This window comes from Streptococcus sp. C300 (assembly GCF_000187645.1).
GTDB classification, from domain to species: Bacteria; Bacillota; Bacilli; order Lactobacillales; family Streptococcaceae; genus Streptococcus; species Streptococcus oralis_CQ.
Genome location: NZ_GL732466.1, coordinates 510952 through 526690, shown reverse-complemented (window position 1 = coordinate 526690; position 15739 = coordinate 510952). Strand labels below are relative to the sequence as shown.

General features: G+C 43.6%; 14 protein-coding genes. All 14 read left to right on the top strand.

Going from position 1 to position 15739, the window contains the following annotated elements:
* A partial coding sequence (locus HMPREF0849_RS02560) for a DUF1722 domain-containing protein (protein ID WP_033605354.1) occupies positions 1 to 303 on the top strand: 303 nt, incomplete at its 5' end.
* Positions 287 to 652, top strand: coding sequence for a TIGR02328 family protein (locus HMPREF0849_RS02555; RefSeq protein ID WP_001241800.1), 366 nt, complete (start codon positions 287 to 289; stop codon positions 650 to 652). The genes HMPREF0849_RS02560 and HMPREF0849_RS02555, both read left to right, overlap by 17 nt.
* A 188-nt stretch (positions 653 to 840) precedes the next feature.
* Positions 841 to 1134, top strand: a complete 294-nt coding sequence (locus tag HMPREF0849_RS02550) for a helix-turn-helix domain-containing protein (protein ID WP_000797739.1) — start codon at positions 841 to 843, stop codon at positions 1132 to 1134.
* A gap of 352 nt (positions 1135 to 1486) precedes the next feature.
* Complete coding sequence (gene metE, locus HMPREF0849_RS02545) at positions 1487 to 3736, top strand: 5-methyltetrahydropteroyltriglutamate--homocysteine S-methyltransferase (RefSeq protein ID WP_000108251.1); 2250 nt, start codon at positions 1487 to 1489, stop codon at positions 3734 to 3736.
* Positions 3737 to 3830: 94 nt separating this feature from the next.
* Positions 3831 to 4697 carry a methylenetetrahydrofolate reductase [NAD(P)H] gene (gene metF, locus HMPREF0849_RS02540; protein WP_008284314.1) on the top strand — a complete coding sequence of 289 codons (867 nt, stop codon included), beginning with the start codon at positions 3831 to 3833 and terminating at the stop codon, positions 4695 to 4697.
* A gap of 540 nt (positions 4698 to 5237) precedes the next feature.
* Complete coding sequence (gene pnp / locus HMPREF0849_RS02535; RefSeq protein WP_009013532.1) at positions 5238 to 7451, top strand: polyribonucleotide nucleotidyltransferase; 2214 nt, start codon at positions 5238 to 5240, stop codon at positions 7449 to 7451.
* A 14-nt stretch (positions 7452 to 7465) separates the two neighbouring features.
* Positions 7466 to 8083, top strand: a complete 618-nt coding sequence (cysE, locus tag HMPREF0849_RS02530; protein WP_000539989.1) for a serine O-acetyltransferase — start codon at positions 7466 to 7468, stop codon at positions 8081 to 8083.
* An 11-nt stretch (positions 8084 to 8094) separates the two neighbouring features.
* Positions 8095 to 8961, top strand: a complete 867-nt coding sequence (locus tag HMPREF0849_RS02525; RefSeq protein ID WP_000613640.1) for a GNAT family N-acetyltransferase — start codon at positions 8095 to 8097, stop codon at positions 8959 to 8961.
* 22 nt (positions 8962 to 8983) lie between these two features.
* A complete protein-coding gene (locus HMPREF0849_RS02520) occupies positions 8984 to 9505 on the top strand; it encodes a dihydrofolate reductase family protein (RefSeq protein ID WP_000301983.1) in 522 nt (173 codons plus the stop codon).
* A 17-nt stretch (positions 9506 to 9522) separates the two neighbouring features.
* Positions 9523 to 10866, top strand: coding sequence for a cysteine--tRNA ligase (gene cysS, locus HMPREF0849_RS02515; protein ID WP_000591114.1), 1344 nt, complete (start codon positions 9523 to 9525; stop codon positions 10864 to 10866).
* A complete protein-coding gene (locus HMPREF0849_RS02510) occupies positions 10859 to 11245 on the top strand; it encodes a Mini-ribonuclease 3 (protein WP_000567922.1) in 387 nt (128 codons plus the stop codon). Before cysS ends, HMPREF0849_RS02510 begins: the two co-directional genes overlap by 8 nt.
* 2 nt (positions 11246 to 11247) lie before the next feature.
* Entirely contained in the window at positions 11248 to 12117 is an 870-nt protein-coding gene (locus HMPREF0849_RS02505; RefSeq protein WP_000879845.1) for a helix-turn-helix domain-containing protein, read from the top strand.
* 113 nt (positions 12118 to 12230) lie between these two features.
* Positions 12231 to 13361, top strand: coding sequence for an ABC transporter ATP-binding protein (locus HMPREF0849_RS02500; protein WP_000229940.1), 1131 nt, complete (start codon positions 12231 to 12233; stop codon positions 13359 to 13361).
* Positions 13362 to 13500: 139 nt separating this feature from the next.
* The gene (locus HMPREF0849_RS02495; protein WP_001123780.1) at positions 13501 to 15717 is read left to right on the top strand and encodes a RelA/SpoT family protein; all 2217 of its coding nucleotides are present in this window, start codon (positions 13501 to 13503) and stop codon (positions 15715 to 15717) included.
* Positions 15718 to 15739 lie beyond the last annotated feature (22 nt).

The following is a 15739-nucleotide window of genomic DNA, read 5'->3' as shown; positions in this document are numbered from 1 at the left end:
TACTTGAAGAATGAAGTGGTGGAGGTAAGTCATGTTCAAGAACTGATTGACCGTGCCTGCCAAATTCCTGAGCATAGAGGTCAGGTTTGCAATGCCTTTCAGCATATTTGGGGCTATTTCAAAAAGAAAGCGACAGATGTTGAATGCAAAGACTACATGCTCTTGCTGGATCGCTACCGCTTTGGTCAGGCTTCTAAGGAAGACTTAATCGCTAAGACGAGAGAGTTGCTGGATCGCTATCCCAATACCTATTTGCAACATTCGACTTTACTGAAAGGAGACTCTCATGAGACTTTGGCATGAGGCTTTGATTTCACAACTTCCCCGTCCGCAGCTTTTGGGGCAACATCGAGAGTGCTGTGCTCTTCGTGGCAATGGCTGGGGCAGAAAGCATGCGACGGTGGACTATGTCTTTACCCACTCGCCTTATCGTCTCTATGCCTATCATCGCTTGATCATGGAGGAGATGGCAATCCGTGGCTACAATGTCAGTCCAGAGTGGCTGGATAAGAACTACCGTGGCAAGACCTGCCCTTCTTATCAAGACTTAGCAGAGGAGAAACTAGGCAAGACCATCTATAGTGAACATGATGCAGAATACTATGAGGAGTGTTTAGCTAATCTCCGAGAGAAAGGCATTGAGCTGGAGTAAGAGTCAGGATTAGCTCCATATTATAACTCTTCTCGTAATTTTTTTGAATAATAAATATGAGACCTTTAGAATGATTCTAAGGTCTTCTTTTTAAGAGTATTAGGATTTACTTTTAATAACTTTTAAGTTATAATTTGTTTCAAAAGCCAAGCGTGAACTGAAGGACATAAAAGAAAGAGGGTTAAGTGATGAAGAATAGTGCTATTGGAAGTAATTGGAAGGATATCCGATCTGAACTCTTTACCAAGGAGGAAATCCTTGAAAGTGATATGCGAGTGGATATCATGAGTGAGTTGATTGAGGCTAGACATGAGCAAGGTATCAGTCAGAAAAAGCTAGAGGAACTCAGTGGAGTAAGCCAGCCTGTTATAGCTAGGATGGAGACAGGAAAGACCAGTCCTCAGTTGGATACGGTCTTAAAAGTTTTAGCAAGTTTAGGAAAGACACTAGCAGTCGTTCCACTTGAACAGGAAAAAGGTTGATAGAGAAGAGATTACTTGGTTGGCTAAAATCATCCACAGAACAATTTTACCTCCCGTCCGCACTTTTTCAGGGAAATATCAGAATTACAAAAGAAAACCAACCTATAGTCTTTTCTAATAGCAAGCCATAGTCACTGATGAAAATCGTCAATAGCTCGTTTGAGCATTCCAACTAAAATACAGCCACCAAACAAGCAATACAAAGGATTTGAGACACAGATCTCAAGTCTTTTTCTTTTGTTTAAAACAGTGATATAGTTTCAAACTATATCAAAGCCTAATTATTTACAATTATACAGACAGTTTCTTTTCTGTTAAGATAGTTTCAACAACAAATTTTGGAGGACACATCATGTCAACTACGATCATCGGTTTCCCTCGTTTGGGCGAATTCCGCGAATTAAAATTTACAACTGAAAAATACTTTAGAAAAGAAATCTCAGAAGAAGAACTCCTTGCCGCAGCAAAAGAATTGCGTGCTAAACACTGGAACATCGTCAAAGAAAAAGGCATCACTGAAATCCCATCAAATGACTTTTCTCACTATGACAACTTCCTAGATGCAGCTTTCCTCTTCAACGTGGTACCTGCTTCCGTTCAAAACTTGGAATTGTCTGATCTTGAACGCTACTTTGCTTTGGGACGTGGTTACCAAGGAGAAAAAGGGGACGTGCGTGCCCTTCCGATGAAGAAATGGTTTAACACCAACTACCACTACATCGTTCCTAAATTTGAAAAAGACACTCAAGTTAAATTGGCTGGTCACAAGATTTTTGATGAGTTCCAAGAAGCAAAAGAACTTGGTCTCAACACTCGTCCAGTCCTTGTAGGTCCGTTCACTTTCCTTCAATTGTCAGATTTTGAAGACGGTGTGAAAGCAGAAGACTTCGTAGATAGCTTAGTAGCTGCTTACCAAGAGGTCTTTGCTAAATTGGCTGAGCTTGGTGCGACTCGTATCCAATTGGACGAAGCAGCTCTTGTCAAAGATTTGACAGCTGAAGAAAAAGCCCTCTTCTTGAACCTCTACAACAAGCTTTTGGCTGACAAGAAAGGTCTTGAAGTCTTGCTTCAAACTTACTTCGGTGACGTTCGTGACGTCTACGCTGACCTTGTGAACTTGCCAGTAGATGCCATTGGTTTGGACTTCGTTGAAGGTAAGAAAACTCTTGAACTCGTTAAAGGTGGCTTCCCAGCTGACAAGACTCTCTATGCAGGTATTGTCAATGGTAAGAACATCTGGCGTAACAACTATGAAAAGAGCTTGGCGATTCTTGAACAAATCCCAGCTGAAAACATCGTTTTGACTAGCTCATGCTCACTTCTTCATGTGCCATTTACAACAGCTAACGAAGAATTTGAACCAGCTATCTTGAACCACTTTGCTTTTGCAGTTGAAAAATTGGATGAGATTCGTGATTTGGATGCTATCCGCAATGGTCAAGGTGCAGAAGCTCTTGCAGCTAACAAAGAACTCTTTGCGACTGAGCGTGTGGGTGAAAATACAGAACTTCGTGCGCGTATCGCTGGTTTGACAGACGCAGACTACACTCGTTTGCCAGCCTTTGCAGAACGTGAAGCTATCCAAGAAGAAGCCTTTAAACTTCCAGCTCTTCCAACAACAACCATCGGTTCATTCCCTCAAACTAAGGAAGTTCGTGCCAAACGTTTGGCCTTCCGTAAGGGTGAATTGTCACAAGAAGAATACGACGCTTTCCTTGCTGAAACCATCGACGAATGGATTAAATGGCAAGAAGAAGTTGGATTTGACGTGCTTGTACACGGTGAGTTCGAGCGTAACGACATGGTTGAGTACTTCGGTCAAAACTTGTCAGGTTACCTCTTCTCTAAGAATGGTTGGGTACAATCTTACGGTATGCGTGGGGTGAAACCACCAATCATCTGGGGTGATGTCACTCGTCTCAACCCAATCACTGTCAAATGGTCTAGCTATGCTCAAAGTCGTACTGACAAACCTGTTAAGGGTATGTTGACTGGACCGGTTACTATCCTCAACTGGTCATTCCCACGCGAAGACATCTCTATCAAGGACTCAACTCTTCAAATCGCTCTTGCCATCAAGGATGAAGTTCTTGACCTTGAAGCTGCAGGTGTGAAAATCATCCAAATCGACGAGGCTGCTCTTCGTGAGAAATTGCCACTCCGTCGCAGCGACTGGTACGAAGACTACCTTGACTGGGCTATTCCAGCCTTCCGCTTGGTACACTCTACAGTTGCGCCAGATACACAAATCCACACTCACATGTGTTACTCAGAATTTACAGATATCATCCCAGCTATCGACAACATGGATGCGGACGTGATTTCCTTTGAAGCAAGCCGTTCAAACCTTGAAATCTTGGACGAACTCAAAGCGAAAAACTTCCAAACAGAAGTGGGACCTGGGGTTTACGATATCCACTCACCTCGTGTGCCAAATGAAGGCGAAATCGACCACACAATCGATGCTATTCTTGCTAAAGTACCAAGCAAGAAAGTTTGGATCAACCCTGACTGTGGTTTGAAAACACGTGGTATTCCAGAAACAAAAGAAAGCTTGATCCGCCTTGTCGAAGCAGCAAAAGCTGCGCGTGAGAAATTGTAAGATTAGATTTCTCGCTTGACACTGTTTGATCAAGGAACTGCTTGGACCTAGCTGGCTCAGCAATCATGAAATCAAAAAGAAAAGGATAATGACTATGTCACGCCAAACACCGTCACTTTCATTTGAAGTGTTCCCTCCAAACCCAGCAGTGGGTAATGATAAAATTATTTCCGCCTTGCAGGATATGCGGGAGCTGACACCGCACTTTATCAGTGTGACTGCCAGCAATAATAAATTTAATATCAAGGAAACAACGGTTCGTTTGGCTGACTTTATCCAGAATGACTTGGCGATTCCAACCATTGCCCACTTGCCAGCTATCTATCTGACCAAGGACAAGGTTGCTGAAACCATTGCAGACTTGGATAAGGTTGGGGTACAGAAAATCTTGGCCTTGCGTGGGGATATTATCCCTGATGTGGAACCGCAAAAGGATTTCCGCTACGCAACGGATTTGATCGAGTTCATCAAGGAACAAGCTCCTCACTTTGATATTGTTGGTGCTTGCTACCCAGAGGGGCATCCTGACTCTCCAAACCAAATCTCGGATATTCAAAATCTCAAGAAGAAAGTGGATTCAGGTTGTTCAAGCCTTGTAACGCAACTTTTCTTTGACAATGAGCGCTTCTACGATTTCCAAGATAAGTGTACCTTGGCAGGGATTGATGTTCCTATTCATGCAGGTATCATGCCCATTCTGAACCGTAATCAAGCACTTCGTCTCTTGAAGACTTGTGAGAATATCCATCTTCCACGTAAATTTAAGGCCATCTTAGACAAGTATGAGCATGACCCTGAGTCGCTCAGAGCAGCAGGACTTGCCTATGCCGTGGATCAGATCGTGGACTTGGTAACGCAGGATGTCGCAGGTGTGCATCTCTACACCATGAACAATGCTGAAACAGCAAAATACATCCACCAAGCAACCCATGCCTTGTTTAATCATCAGTCTTTAGGATAATAAAAAGCAAACCATTCTTCTCAGGTGAGGGGAATGGTTCCTTTTTAATAGAAAAGCCCGCACTTTTTAAGAAAAATATGATAAAATAGACTCTGTACGTACTTGATACAAAGATGAGGGTATTTAGGTTGTAGAAGTTTGTTTAAAGTGGATTATTTTTTAAACAAAATATGATAATAGGTGTCTCAAAAAACACGAACGGAGTGAGTATTTAAAAGATATTTCAAGCTATAGTAGTATCCTAGAGAATAACTCTGTTATTTTCTAGGACGGAATTTTTTAGACTTCAGGCTAAAAAATAAGGGATGAAATTCCGAAGGAAGTTGCTCCCGTCCGCACTATTCCAGTGAAATATCAAAAAAACTACTTAATTGAATTTTGGTCTCATTTCTTAGGAAAAAAGACAAGCTTCCTAGCATTCATCGAATGCTTCGTCACCTTCCTATTTTTCTACAGAAATGTTCGGCAAACCGAACCGTCCAAAATATCTTGATTTTTGTAGGCAAGGCGTATAATTTCATCAATCCAAAGGGGATTAAAATGACAAAACAAGTATTTCAAACGACTTTTGCGGGTCGTGAGTTAATCGTAGAGACTGGCCAGGTTGCTAAGCAAGCAAATGGCTCTGTTGTCGTGCGTTACGGTGAGTCAACTGTCTTGACTGCAGCCGTCATGTCTAAGAAAATGGCAACTGGGGATTTCTTCCCACTTCAAGTCAACTACGAAGAAAAAATGTATGCGGCTGGGAAGTTTCCTGGTGGCTTTATGAAACGTGAAGGACGTCCTTCAACTGATGCGACTTTGACAGCGCGTTTGATTGACCGTCCAATCCGTCCAATGTTTGCGGAAGGTTTCCGTAATGAAGTGCAAGTGATCAATACGGTTCTTTCTTATGATGAAAATGCCTCTGCACCAATGGCAGCTATGTTTGGTTCATCCTTGGCGCTTTCTATATCAGATATTCCATTTGACGGACCAATCGCTGGGGTACAAGTGGGCTATGTCGATGGTCAAATCATCATCAACCCTAGTCAAGAACAAGCAGAGCGTTCGCTTCTTGAATTGACAGTAGCTGGTACCAAACACGCTATTAACATGGTTGAGTCTGGTGCCAAAGAATTGTCAGAAGAAATCATGTTGGAAGCTCTTCTCAAAGGGCACGAAGCAGTCAAAGAATTGATTGCTTTCCAAGAAGAGATCGTTGCTGCGGTTGGTAAGGAAAAAGCAGAAGTGGAACTGCTTCATGTGGATGCTGAATTACAGACTGAAATCATCGCAGCCTACAACAGTGACCTCCAAAAAGCGGTTCAAGTAGAAGAAAAATTAGCGCGTGAAGTTGCTACTCAAGCTGTTAAAGACCAAGTGACTGCAGTTTACCAAGAAAAATATGCAGACCACGAAGAATTTGACCGTATCATGCGTGATGTGGCTGAAATCTTGGAACAAATGGAACACGCTGAAGTGCGCCGTTTGATCACAGAAGACAAGGTTCGTCCTGACGGACGTAAGGTCGATGAAATTCGTCCTTTGGATGCGGTTGTTGACTTCCTTCCTCGTGTACATGGTTCCGGTCTCTTCACTCGTGGTCAAACTCAAGCCCTTTCTGTCTTGACCTTGGCTCCGATGGGAGAAACTCAAATCATCGATGGTTTGGACCCAGAGTACAAGAAACGCTTTATGCACCACTATAACTTCCCTCAATACTCTGTAGGGGAAACTGGTCGTTACGGTGCACCAGGTCGTCGTGAAATTGGTCACGGTGCTCTTGGTGAGCGTGCTCTTGCCCAAGTCTTGCCAAGTTTGGAAGAATTCCCATACGCTATCCGTCTGGTAGCAGAAGTCTTGGAATCAAATGGTTCTTCATCTCAGGCTTCTATCTGTGCGGGAACTCTTGCCCTTATGGCTGGTGGTGTGCCAATCAAGGCGCCAGTAGCTGGTATTGCCATGGGTCTCATCTCTGATGGAAATAACTACACTGTATTGACAGATATCCAAGGTTTGGAAGACCACTTTGGAGACATGGACTTTAAGGTAGCAGGTACTCGTGAGGGGATTACAGCCCTTCAAATGGATATCAAGATCCAAGGGATTACTGCAGAAATCTTGACAGAAGCTCTTGCTCAAGCTAAGAAAGCGCGTTTTGAAATCCTTGATGTGATTGAAGAAACGATTCCAGAAGTTCGTCCAGAATTGGCTCCAACTGCTCCGAAGATTGATACCATCAAGATTGATGTGGACAAGATTAAGATTGTCATCGGTAAGGGTGGAGAAACGATTGACAAGATTATCGCTGAAACAGCCGTTAAGATTGATATCGACGAAGAAGGAAATGTGTCTATCTACTCTAGCGACCAAGATGCTATCAATCGTGCTAAAGAAATTATTGCTGGTTTGGTGCGTGAGGCTAAAGTCGATGAAGTTTACCATGCCAAGGTTGTTCGTATCGAGAAATTTGGTGCCTTTGTCAACCTCTTTGACAAGACAGACGCCCTTGTTCACATTTCGGAAATGGCTTGGACGCGTACCAATAATGTCGAAGACTTGGTGGCTATTGGAGACGAAGTCGATGTCAAAGTTATCAAGATTGATGAAAAAGGACGTGTTGATGCTTCTATGAAGGCTCTTCTTCCACGTCCACCAAAACCTGAGCGTGATGAAAAAGGTGAAAAGTCTGAACGTCCTCACCGTCCACGTCATCACAAGGATCACAAACCGAAGAAAGAATTTACACACAAACCAAAAGACTCAGAATAAGAAAGGAGAAATGTATGGGATGGTGGCGCGAAACCATTGATATTGTAAAAGAAAATGATCCAGCGGCGCGCACCACTTTGGAGGTTCTACTGACCTATCCGGGTGTCAAGGCCTTGGCTGCCCACCGTCTCTCGCATTTTCTCTGGAAGCATGGCTTTAAACTCTTGGCTCGTATGCACAGTCAGTTTTGGCGCTTTTGGACTCAGATTGAGATCCATCCGGGGGCTCAGATAGAATCAGGTGTCTTTATCGACCATGGTTCTGGCTTGGTGATTGGAGAGACAGCGATTGTTGAGAAGGGCGTTCTTCTCTATCACGGAGTAACTCTTGGGGGAACTGGAAAAGACTGTGGGAAACGCCATCCGACCGTTCGCAAGGGAGCCCTCATATCGGCTCATGCCCAAGTTATTGGACCAGTGGAAATCGGCGAAAATGCTAAGGTCGGTGCTGCAGCAGTTGTTGTGGCAGATGTTCCTAGTGATGTGACGGTTGTCGGAATTCCTGCTAAAATTGTCCGAGTTCATGGACAGAAGGATGAGCCGACTATCCACGAAGTCGAAGAAAAACGGGAGTACTACGTCAATAAACTCGAGCATGCCCGTGAAGCCAGCCACAGATCGTCGGGGTTGTAGAGGATACCTATATGATTCAAGCAAGAAATAAGTTGAGCCAAGAAGAGTTATTTGAAGCGAAAAAACTAATTAACTGTTGCCAAGCCTATGATGGAACTTATCGTGATCCCTATCTTTCTAACATGCTTAATTTTGACCCAAATATGCCGGCCTTTTTCCTTTATTATGAAAAAGGCGAACTTGTTGGTCTCTTAACTGTCTATGCTGATGATCAAGATGTGGAAGTGACGATACTGGTTCATCCAGAACATCGCCGACAGAGAATTGCGCGTGCTTTGTTTACTAGTTTTGAGAAAGGAACGGCTTCTTTCCCCATTCGGTCAGTCACCTTTCAGACAGAACGTATTTTTTTAGAGAATCATCCTGACTTTGCCAGTAACTGGGGACTAATCGAGGATGAAGAGACAGAAACTTGGTTAGGTAAGGATAGAAGACCTTATCCGTTAGTAACTGTTTCTAATCTTGAAGTTTTGTTAGCAGATAGTTCATTTCAGAATCAAATTAGTCAGTTGAAGTTTCAGGTATTTTCAGAGGAACATGAATCGAGAGAAGTTGTGGATCGATATGTCGCCGAAGCTCTGAAGGATCCAGAAAGTCGCCTATATGTTTTATTAAAAGACGGTCAGGTTATTGGAACTTGTACAGTTGATTTATCGAGTCATACGAATTACTTCTATGGCTTAGCAATAGCTGAGCTTGAACGCGGGCAAGGCTACGGAAGCTATCTAGCAAAATCCCTTGTCAATAAACTGATTGAGCAAAATGACAAGGAGTTTCAGATTGCCGTGGAAGATAGCAATGTAGGTGCCAAACGTTTGTATGAAAAAATTGGCTTTGTCAAACAGACCCAGGTGGTTTATCTGAAAGCAAAAGTGTAGAACTAGAAAGGTAACTACAAGAATGGCAGTATATTTTTACGGCTGTATCACCATGGATGGCTACTTGGCAGACAGCCAGCACAGGATAGACTGGCTGCATCAGCTTAGTTCTGTAGAGGATACAGGATATGATGACTTTTACAGGCAAATGGATATCACCATCATGGGCAAGCGGACCTTTGAGGAAATCCAAGATTTGCAAGATGTAGAAAGTTTTTATCAAGCTACGGAAAACTATGTCTTTACGCATGATAGGCACCTGCCTGTCAGCAATTACCAGCCAGTAGCTGGGGATGTGGTGGACTTTGTTCACCAGATTGACAAAGGCAAAAATGTCTTTGTGATTGGTGGTAATTCCTTGGTAGGACCGCTCTTGGATGCGGATCTTTTCGACCACCTCATTATTCAGATAGCGCCCCTTATCCTAGGAAAGGGGGTTCCCCTCTTTACCCAAGAGGAAGGGCAGCGCTTTTACCAACTGGATAGCCTCAGACAATTTGGCCCTTTTGCAGAGCTGGTTTTCAGCCGAAAAAGTCAGAAATAGAGAAGGGAGTGGACCGCATGATTAAAATTTACGACACCATGTCTCGTGATTTGCGGGAATTTGTCCCAATCGAGGACGGTAAGGTTAAGATGTATGTCTGTGGGCCTACGGTCTACAACTATATCCACGTTGGCAATGCCCGCTCAACAGTAGCTTTTGACACTGTTCGCCGCTATTTTGAGTATCGGGGATTTGAGGTCAATTATATTTCCAATTTTACAGATGTAGATGATAAGATTATCAATCGCGCCAAGGAAGAAGGCATCACACCTCAGGAGGTTGCGGACAAGTACATCGCGGCCTTTCGTGAGGATGTGACGGCCTTGGGCGTGAAACCTGCGACTCGCCATCCACGAGTAGTCGAGTTTATGGCTGACATTATCCGCTTTGTGGAAGACTTGATTGAAAAAGGCTTTGCCTACGAGAGTCAAGGGGATGTATACTTCCGTGTGGAAAAATCTCATAACTATGCCAAGTTAGCCAATAAAACCTTGGAAGATTTGGAGCTGGGTGCTTCAGGTCGTACCGATGAAGAAACGGCTCGTAAGGAAAATCCTGTAGATTTTGCCCTTTGGAAAGCTGCAAAACCAGGTGAGATTTCTTGGGACAGTCCTTGGGGACCTGGTCGTCCAGGCTGGCATATCGAGTGTTCGGTCATGTCAACAGAGATTTTGGGAGATACCATTGATATCCACGGTGGTGGAGCTGATTTGGAGTTTCCTCACCATACCAACGAAATTGCCCAGTCAGAAGCAAAAACAGGCAAGACTTTCGCCAACTACTGGATGCACAATGGCTTTGTCAATATCGATAATGTCAAGATGTCTAAATCCTTGGGGAATTTCATCACAGTCCATGATGCCCTTAAAACTCTTGATGGTCAAGTGTTGCGTTTCTTCTTTGCGACTCAGCATTACCGTAAACCAATCAACTTTACGGAAAAAGCAGTGCGGGATGCCGAGACCAATCTCAAGTATCTGAAAAACACTTACGAGCAACCATTTTCTGGGACTGTAGACATTCAAGAGTTGCAAGACTTTAAAGATAAGTTTGTAGCGGCTATGGATGAGGACTTCAACGCTGCCAATGGTATCACAGTTGTCTTTGAAATGGCCAAATGGATCAATTCAGGTAACTATGATGCAAGTGTCAAGGAAGCTCTTGCGGCTATGTTAGAGGTCTTCGGAATTGTCTTTGTCGAGGAAGTTTTGGATGCAGAGATCGAAACCTTGATCCAAAAACGACAAGAAGCGCGTGCGAATCGTGACTTTGCGACAGCAGACCAAATCCGTGATCAACTGGCTGCTCAAGGGATTAAGCTCCTTGATACCAAGGATGGAGTGAGGTGGACACGTGATTGATGTCAATCTCATTAACGGAATTGCGCTAGCCTTTGAAGGGGATGCGGTGTATTCCATGTATATTCGCCGCCACCTCATCCTAAAAGGCATGACCAAGCCCAATAAACTTCACCAAGAGGCGACCAAGTATGTCTCGGCCAAGGCTCAGGCTCGCCTGATTTCCCTCATGTTGGAGGAGCAAGTTTTAACGGAAAAAGAAGAAGAAATCTATAAACGTGGGCGCAATACCAATAGCCACACAAAGGCTAAAAATGCAGATGTCGTAACTTATCGCATGTCTACAGGTTTTGAAGCAGTGATGGGTTATCTTCATCTGACTGATAATATGGAGCGTCTAGAGACCTTGATTTCGTGGTGTATCCAAAAAGTGGAGGCGTAGAAATGCTTGCAAAAGAATTACTAGACTGGTTTCCTGAGGCTCAGATTTCAGATCAGCCAATAGAGAAACTAGGATATCTTACACTTCCTCTATCTTCTCAACAGTGGATTTTACTGGAAGAAACTGGGCTCAGCGAGCGTGAAAAGCAGTTAATTGCCCTTTTAACCCAGCAGGAGCAGGCTCGTTCACTCAATCCTTGGTATTCCTATCTGATCGAGGGAAAGGGGCAGGCACCTCAAACTTTTAAAAAGATACAACTGGTTTATTGCCATCTATCCTATTACCAACAGGAAAATCTAGCCTCTTGGCTGGATATGATGCAGACCCTCTTTCCTAACTGCCAGACAGTGTTGCAGGTCGGAGTTCAGGACTATGTTTTTATTCTCCAGCAAGATAAATACAGCTCTGTTCGCTCAATCTTATCCGATACGATTGAGGCAGTAGAGTATGACTTTGGTCTTCGTCTGTCTATCATGTTGGGGCAGGTTTGGTCACAGACTGGGTATCAGGCTTTGTCAGATTTAATCCAAGCAGAGCGGGACTTGTTTAAGGCTTGGTGGCGTCAGGGGCATCAAGGGGTTCATACTTTTTCACAGCTCTATCTTTGGAGTCTTGGGGAAGGGCTGGTTGACCATAGAATTATCAAAGAATACCTTCGTCAGTTGATTCTGGACCAAGATCAGATTCAGGAGATCATTCTTTCTCTCTGGGAAAACAGTGCTGTCTTAACTAAAACAGCCCAGCAACTCTATCTGCATCGCAATTCTCTCCAATACAAGATTGATAAATGGGAAGAATTAACAGGACTTCAGTTGAAGGAGTTGACGGATCTCACCCTTTGTTATCAGTTGATTTTACCAGATATTCTCTAAAGTTTTGTGCAAGTTGCACAGAACTTTTTTATTTTTTTGGTCACCTTGCCATAGAAATGTAAAGCGTTTTCATATATAATAAAACTATCAAAAGACAAAAGGAGTTTACCTCGATGGTAGAATTAAATCTTAAAAACATTTACAAAAAATATCCAAACAGCGAACACTACTCAGTTGAAGACTTCAACTTGGACATCAAAGACAAAGAATTTATCGTTTTCGTAGGTCCTTCAGGATGTGGTAAATCAACAACTCTTCGTATGATTGCTGGTCTTGAAGATATCACAGAAGGTACTGCATCTATCGATGGCGTGGTTGTCAACGACGTAGCTCCAAAAGACCGTGACATCGCCATGGTATTCCAAAACTACGCTCTTTACCCACACATGACTGTATATGACAACATGGCTTTCGGTTTGAAATTGCGTAAATACAGCAAGGAAGACATCGACAAACGTGTGCAAGAAGCTGCAGCAATCCTTGGCTTGAAAGAGTTCTTGGATCGTAAACCTGCTGACCTTTCTGGTGGTCAACGTCAACGTGTTGCCATGGGTCGTGCCATTGTCCGTGATGCAAAAGTATTCTTGATGGACGAACCTTTGTCAAACTTGGATGCCAAACTTCGTGTATCTATGCGTGCTGAAATTGCGAAGATCCACCGTCGTATCGGTGCTACAACCATCTACGTAACTCACGACCAAACAGAAGCGATGACATTGGCAGACCGTATCGTTATCATGTCAGCTACTAAGAACCCTGCTGGTACAGGTACTATCGGACGTGTAGAACAAATCGGTACCCCTCAAGAAGTTTACAAAAATCCAGTTAACAAGTTCGTTGCAGGATTTATCGGAAGCCCAGCTATGAACTTCATCAATGTGAAATTGGTTGGTGGTGAAATTGTTTCTGACGGTTTCCGCTTGAAAGTGCCAGAAGGTGCTTTGAAAGTTCTTCGTGACAAAGGCTACGAAGGAAAAGAATTGATTTTCGGTATCCGTCCAGAAGATGTGAATGCAGAACCTGCTTTCCTTGAAACATTCCCAGAATCAGTTGTCAAAGCTACTATCTCAGTATCAGAATTGCTTGGTTCAGAATCTCACCTTTACTGCCAAGTTGGTAAAGACGAATTTGTTGCCAAAGTGGATGCTCGTGACTACTTGCAAACAGGTGCAACAGTTGAACTTGGATTTGACTTGAACAAAGCACACTTCTTCGACGTAGAAACTGAAAAAACAGTCTACTAAGCAAATGAAATGTCAAAACACTACTAGAGAAATCTGGCAGTGTTTTTTTAATGATTGGTATTGGCATAAAAACAGAGCTTTTCTAGTTTTCATATCCTTAAAAAAGTGATAAAATGGTAGGAAGAATTGGAGAGTATAGATGCCGAAAGAAGTGAATTTGACGGGCGATCAGGTAGTCGCTTTAACGAGAGAATATTTAACAAAGGAAGACGTTGCTTTTGTACAAAAAGCATTGATTTACGCAGTTGATTGTCATAGTGGGCAGTTTCGGAAATCAGGAGAGCCCTATATTATCCATCCCATTCAGGTAGCAGGCATTCTAGCTAAGCTCAAGCTGGATGCCGTAACCGTTGCCTGTGGTTTTTTGCATGACGTGGTTGAAGACACAGATGCAACACTGGATGATTTGGAGAGAGAGTTCGGTCATGATGTTCGGATTATCGTTGATGGGGTGACCAAGCTTGGTAAGGTTGAGTACAAATCACTCGAGGAACAATTGGCTGAAAATCACCGCAAGATGCTTATGGCCATGTCAGAGGATATCCGTGTTATCTTGGTTAAATTATCGGACCGTTTGCACAATATGCGAACTCTCAAACACCTTCGAAAGGACAAGCAAGAACGGATCTCCAGAGAAACCATGGAAATTTACGCACCACTTGCTCATCGTCTAGGGATTTCCAGTGTCAAGTGGGAGTTGGAAGATCTATCTTTCCGTTACCTCAATCCAACTGAGTTTTACAAGATCACCCACATGATGAAGGAAAAACGCAGAGAACGTGAGGCTTTGGTCGACGAAGTCGTAACCAAGTTGGAAGAGTACGCTACCGAACGAAATCTCAAAGGGAAAATTTATGGTCGTCCTAAGCATATCTATTCGATCTACCGCAAGATGCAGGATAAGAAGAAACGCTTTGAGGAAATTTATGACCTGATTGCCATTCGCTGTATCTTAGATACCCAGAGTGATGTTTACGCTATGCTGGGTTATGTGCATGAACTTTGGAAACCTATGCCAGGCCGCTTCAAAGACTATATCGCTAATCGTAAGGCTAACGGTTACCAGTCTATTCATACGACCGTCTATGGACCAAAAGGGCCGATTGAATTCCAGATTCGGACCAAGGAAATGCACGAAGTAGCTGAGTACGGGGTAGCAGCTCACTGGGCTTATAAGAAAGGCATTAAAGGGCAGGTCAACAGCAAGGAATCTGCTATTGGGATGAACTGGATCAAGGAGATGATGGAGCTCCAAGATCAGGCTGATGATGCCAAGGAATTTGTGGACTCTGTTAAAGAAAACTATCTGGCGGAGGAGATTTATGTCTTTACTCCAGATGGTGCAGTTCGCTCCCTTCCAAAAGATTCAGGACCGATTGACTTTGCCTATGAAATCCATACCAAAGTCGGTGAAAAAGCGACTGGTGCCAAGGTCAATGGCCGTATGGTTCCGCTGACAACCAAGCTTAAGACAGGGGATCAGGTTGAAATTATCACCAACCCCAACTCCTTTGGTCCGAGTCGTGACTGGCTCAACATGGTCAAGACCAGCAAGGCGCGCAACAAGATTCGTCAGTTCTTTAAAAATCAAGACAAGGAATTATCCGTTAACAAGGGCCGTGAAATGTTGATGGCCCAGTTCCAAGAAAACGGCTATGTAGCCAATAAGTTTATGGACAAGCGTCATATGGACGAGGTTCTTCAAAAGACCAGCTACAAGACAGAGGAGGCTCTCTACGCAGCCATTGGTTTTGGAGAAATTGGCGCTATTACCGTCTTTAACCGTTTGACCGAAAAGGAACGCCGTGAGGAAGAACGTGCCAAGGCCAAGGCGGAAGCAGAAGAGCTTGTCAAAGGTGGCGAAGTTAAGGTTGAAAATAAAGAAACCCTCAAGGTCAAGCATGAGGGTGGTGTGGTGATTGAAGGTGCCTCAGGACTCCTCGTTCGGATTGCCAAGTGTTGCAATCCAGTGCCAGGTGACGACATTGTCGGCTACATTACTAAGGGACGCGGTGTAGCTATTCACCGTGTGGACTGTATGAATCTCCGTGCCCAAGAAAACTACGAGCAGCGTCTCCTTGATGTGGAATGGGAAGATCAATTCTCAAGCAAGGAATACACTGCTCACATCGATATCTATGGTCTCAACCGTACAGGTCTCTTAAATGATGTTCTGCAAGTTCTCTCAAACACGACTAAGAATATCTCAACTGTTAATGCTCAACCAACTAAGGATATGAAATTTGCTAACATCCATGTGTCATTTGGTATTTCCAACCTCTCTACACTGACCACAGTCGTGGACAAGATTAAGAGTGTGCCAGAGGTTTACTCTGTCAAACGGACCAACGGCTAATTCTCTCTTCAGTTACCAGAAA

What these genes read in the sequence shown, in the direction of transcription:
- pnp (WP_009013532.1), top strand. Translation starts at nt 5,238, where the DNA reads ATGACAAAACAAGTATTTCAAACGACTTTTGCGGGTCGTGAGTTAATC.
- HMPREF0849_RS02495 (WP_001123780.1), top strand. Translation starts at nt 13,501, where the DNA reads ATGCCGAAAGAAGTGAATTTGACGGGCGATCAGGTAGTCGCTTTAACG.
- HMPREF0849_RS02505 (WP_000879845.1), top strand. Translation starts at nt 11,248, where the DNA reads ATGCTTGCAAAAGAATTACTAGACTGGTTTCCTGAGGCTCAGATTTCA.
- HMPREF0849_RS02500 (WP_000229940.1), top strand. Translation starts at nt 12,231, where the DNA reads ATGGTAGAATTAAATCTTAAAAACATTTACAAAAAATATCCAAACAGC.
- HMPREF0849_RS02525 (WP_000613640.1), top strand. Translation starts at nt 8,095, where the DNA reads ATGATTCAAGCAAGAAATAAGTTGAGCCAAGAAGAGTTATTTGAAGCG.
- HMPREF0849_RS02555 (WP_001241800.1), top strand. Translation starts at nt 287, where the DNA reads ATGAGACTTTGGCATGAGGCTTTGATTTCACAACTTCCCCGTCCGCAG.
- cysE (WP_000539989.1), top strand. Translation starts at nt 7,466, where the DNA reads ATGGGATGGTGGCGCGAAACCATTGATATTGTAAAAGAAAATGATCCA.
- HMPREF0849_RS02550 (WP_000797739.1), top strand. Translation starts at nt 841, where the DNA reads ATGAAGAATAGTGCTATTGGAAGTAATTGGAAGGATATCCGATCTGAA.
- HMPREF0849_RS02520 (WP_000301983.1), top strand. Translation starts at nt 8,984, where the DNA reads ATGGCAGTATATTTTTACGGCTGTATCACCATGGATGGCTACTTGGCA.
- cysS (WP_000591114.1), top strand. Translation starts at nt 9,523, where the DNA reads ATGATTAAAATTTACGACACCATGTCTCGTGATTTGCGGGAATTTGTC.
- metF (WP_008284314.1), top strand. Translation starts at nt 3,831, where the DNA reads ATGTCACGCCAAACACCGTCACTTTCATTTGAAGTGTTCCCTCCAAAC.
- metE (WP_000108251.1), top strand. Translation starts at nt 1,487, where the DNA reads ATGTCAACTACGATCATCGGTTTCCCTCGTTTGGGCGAATTCCGCGAA.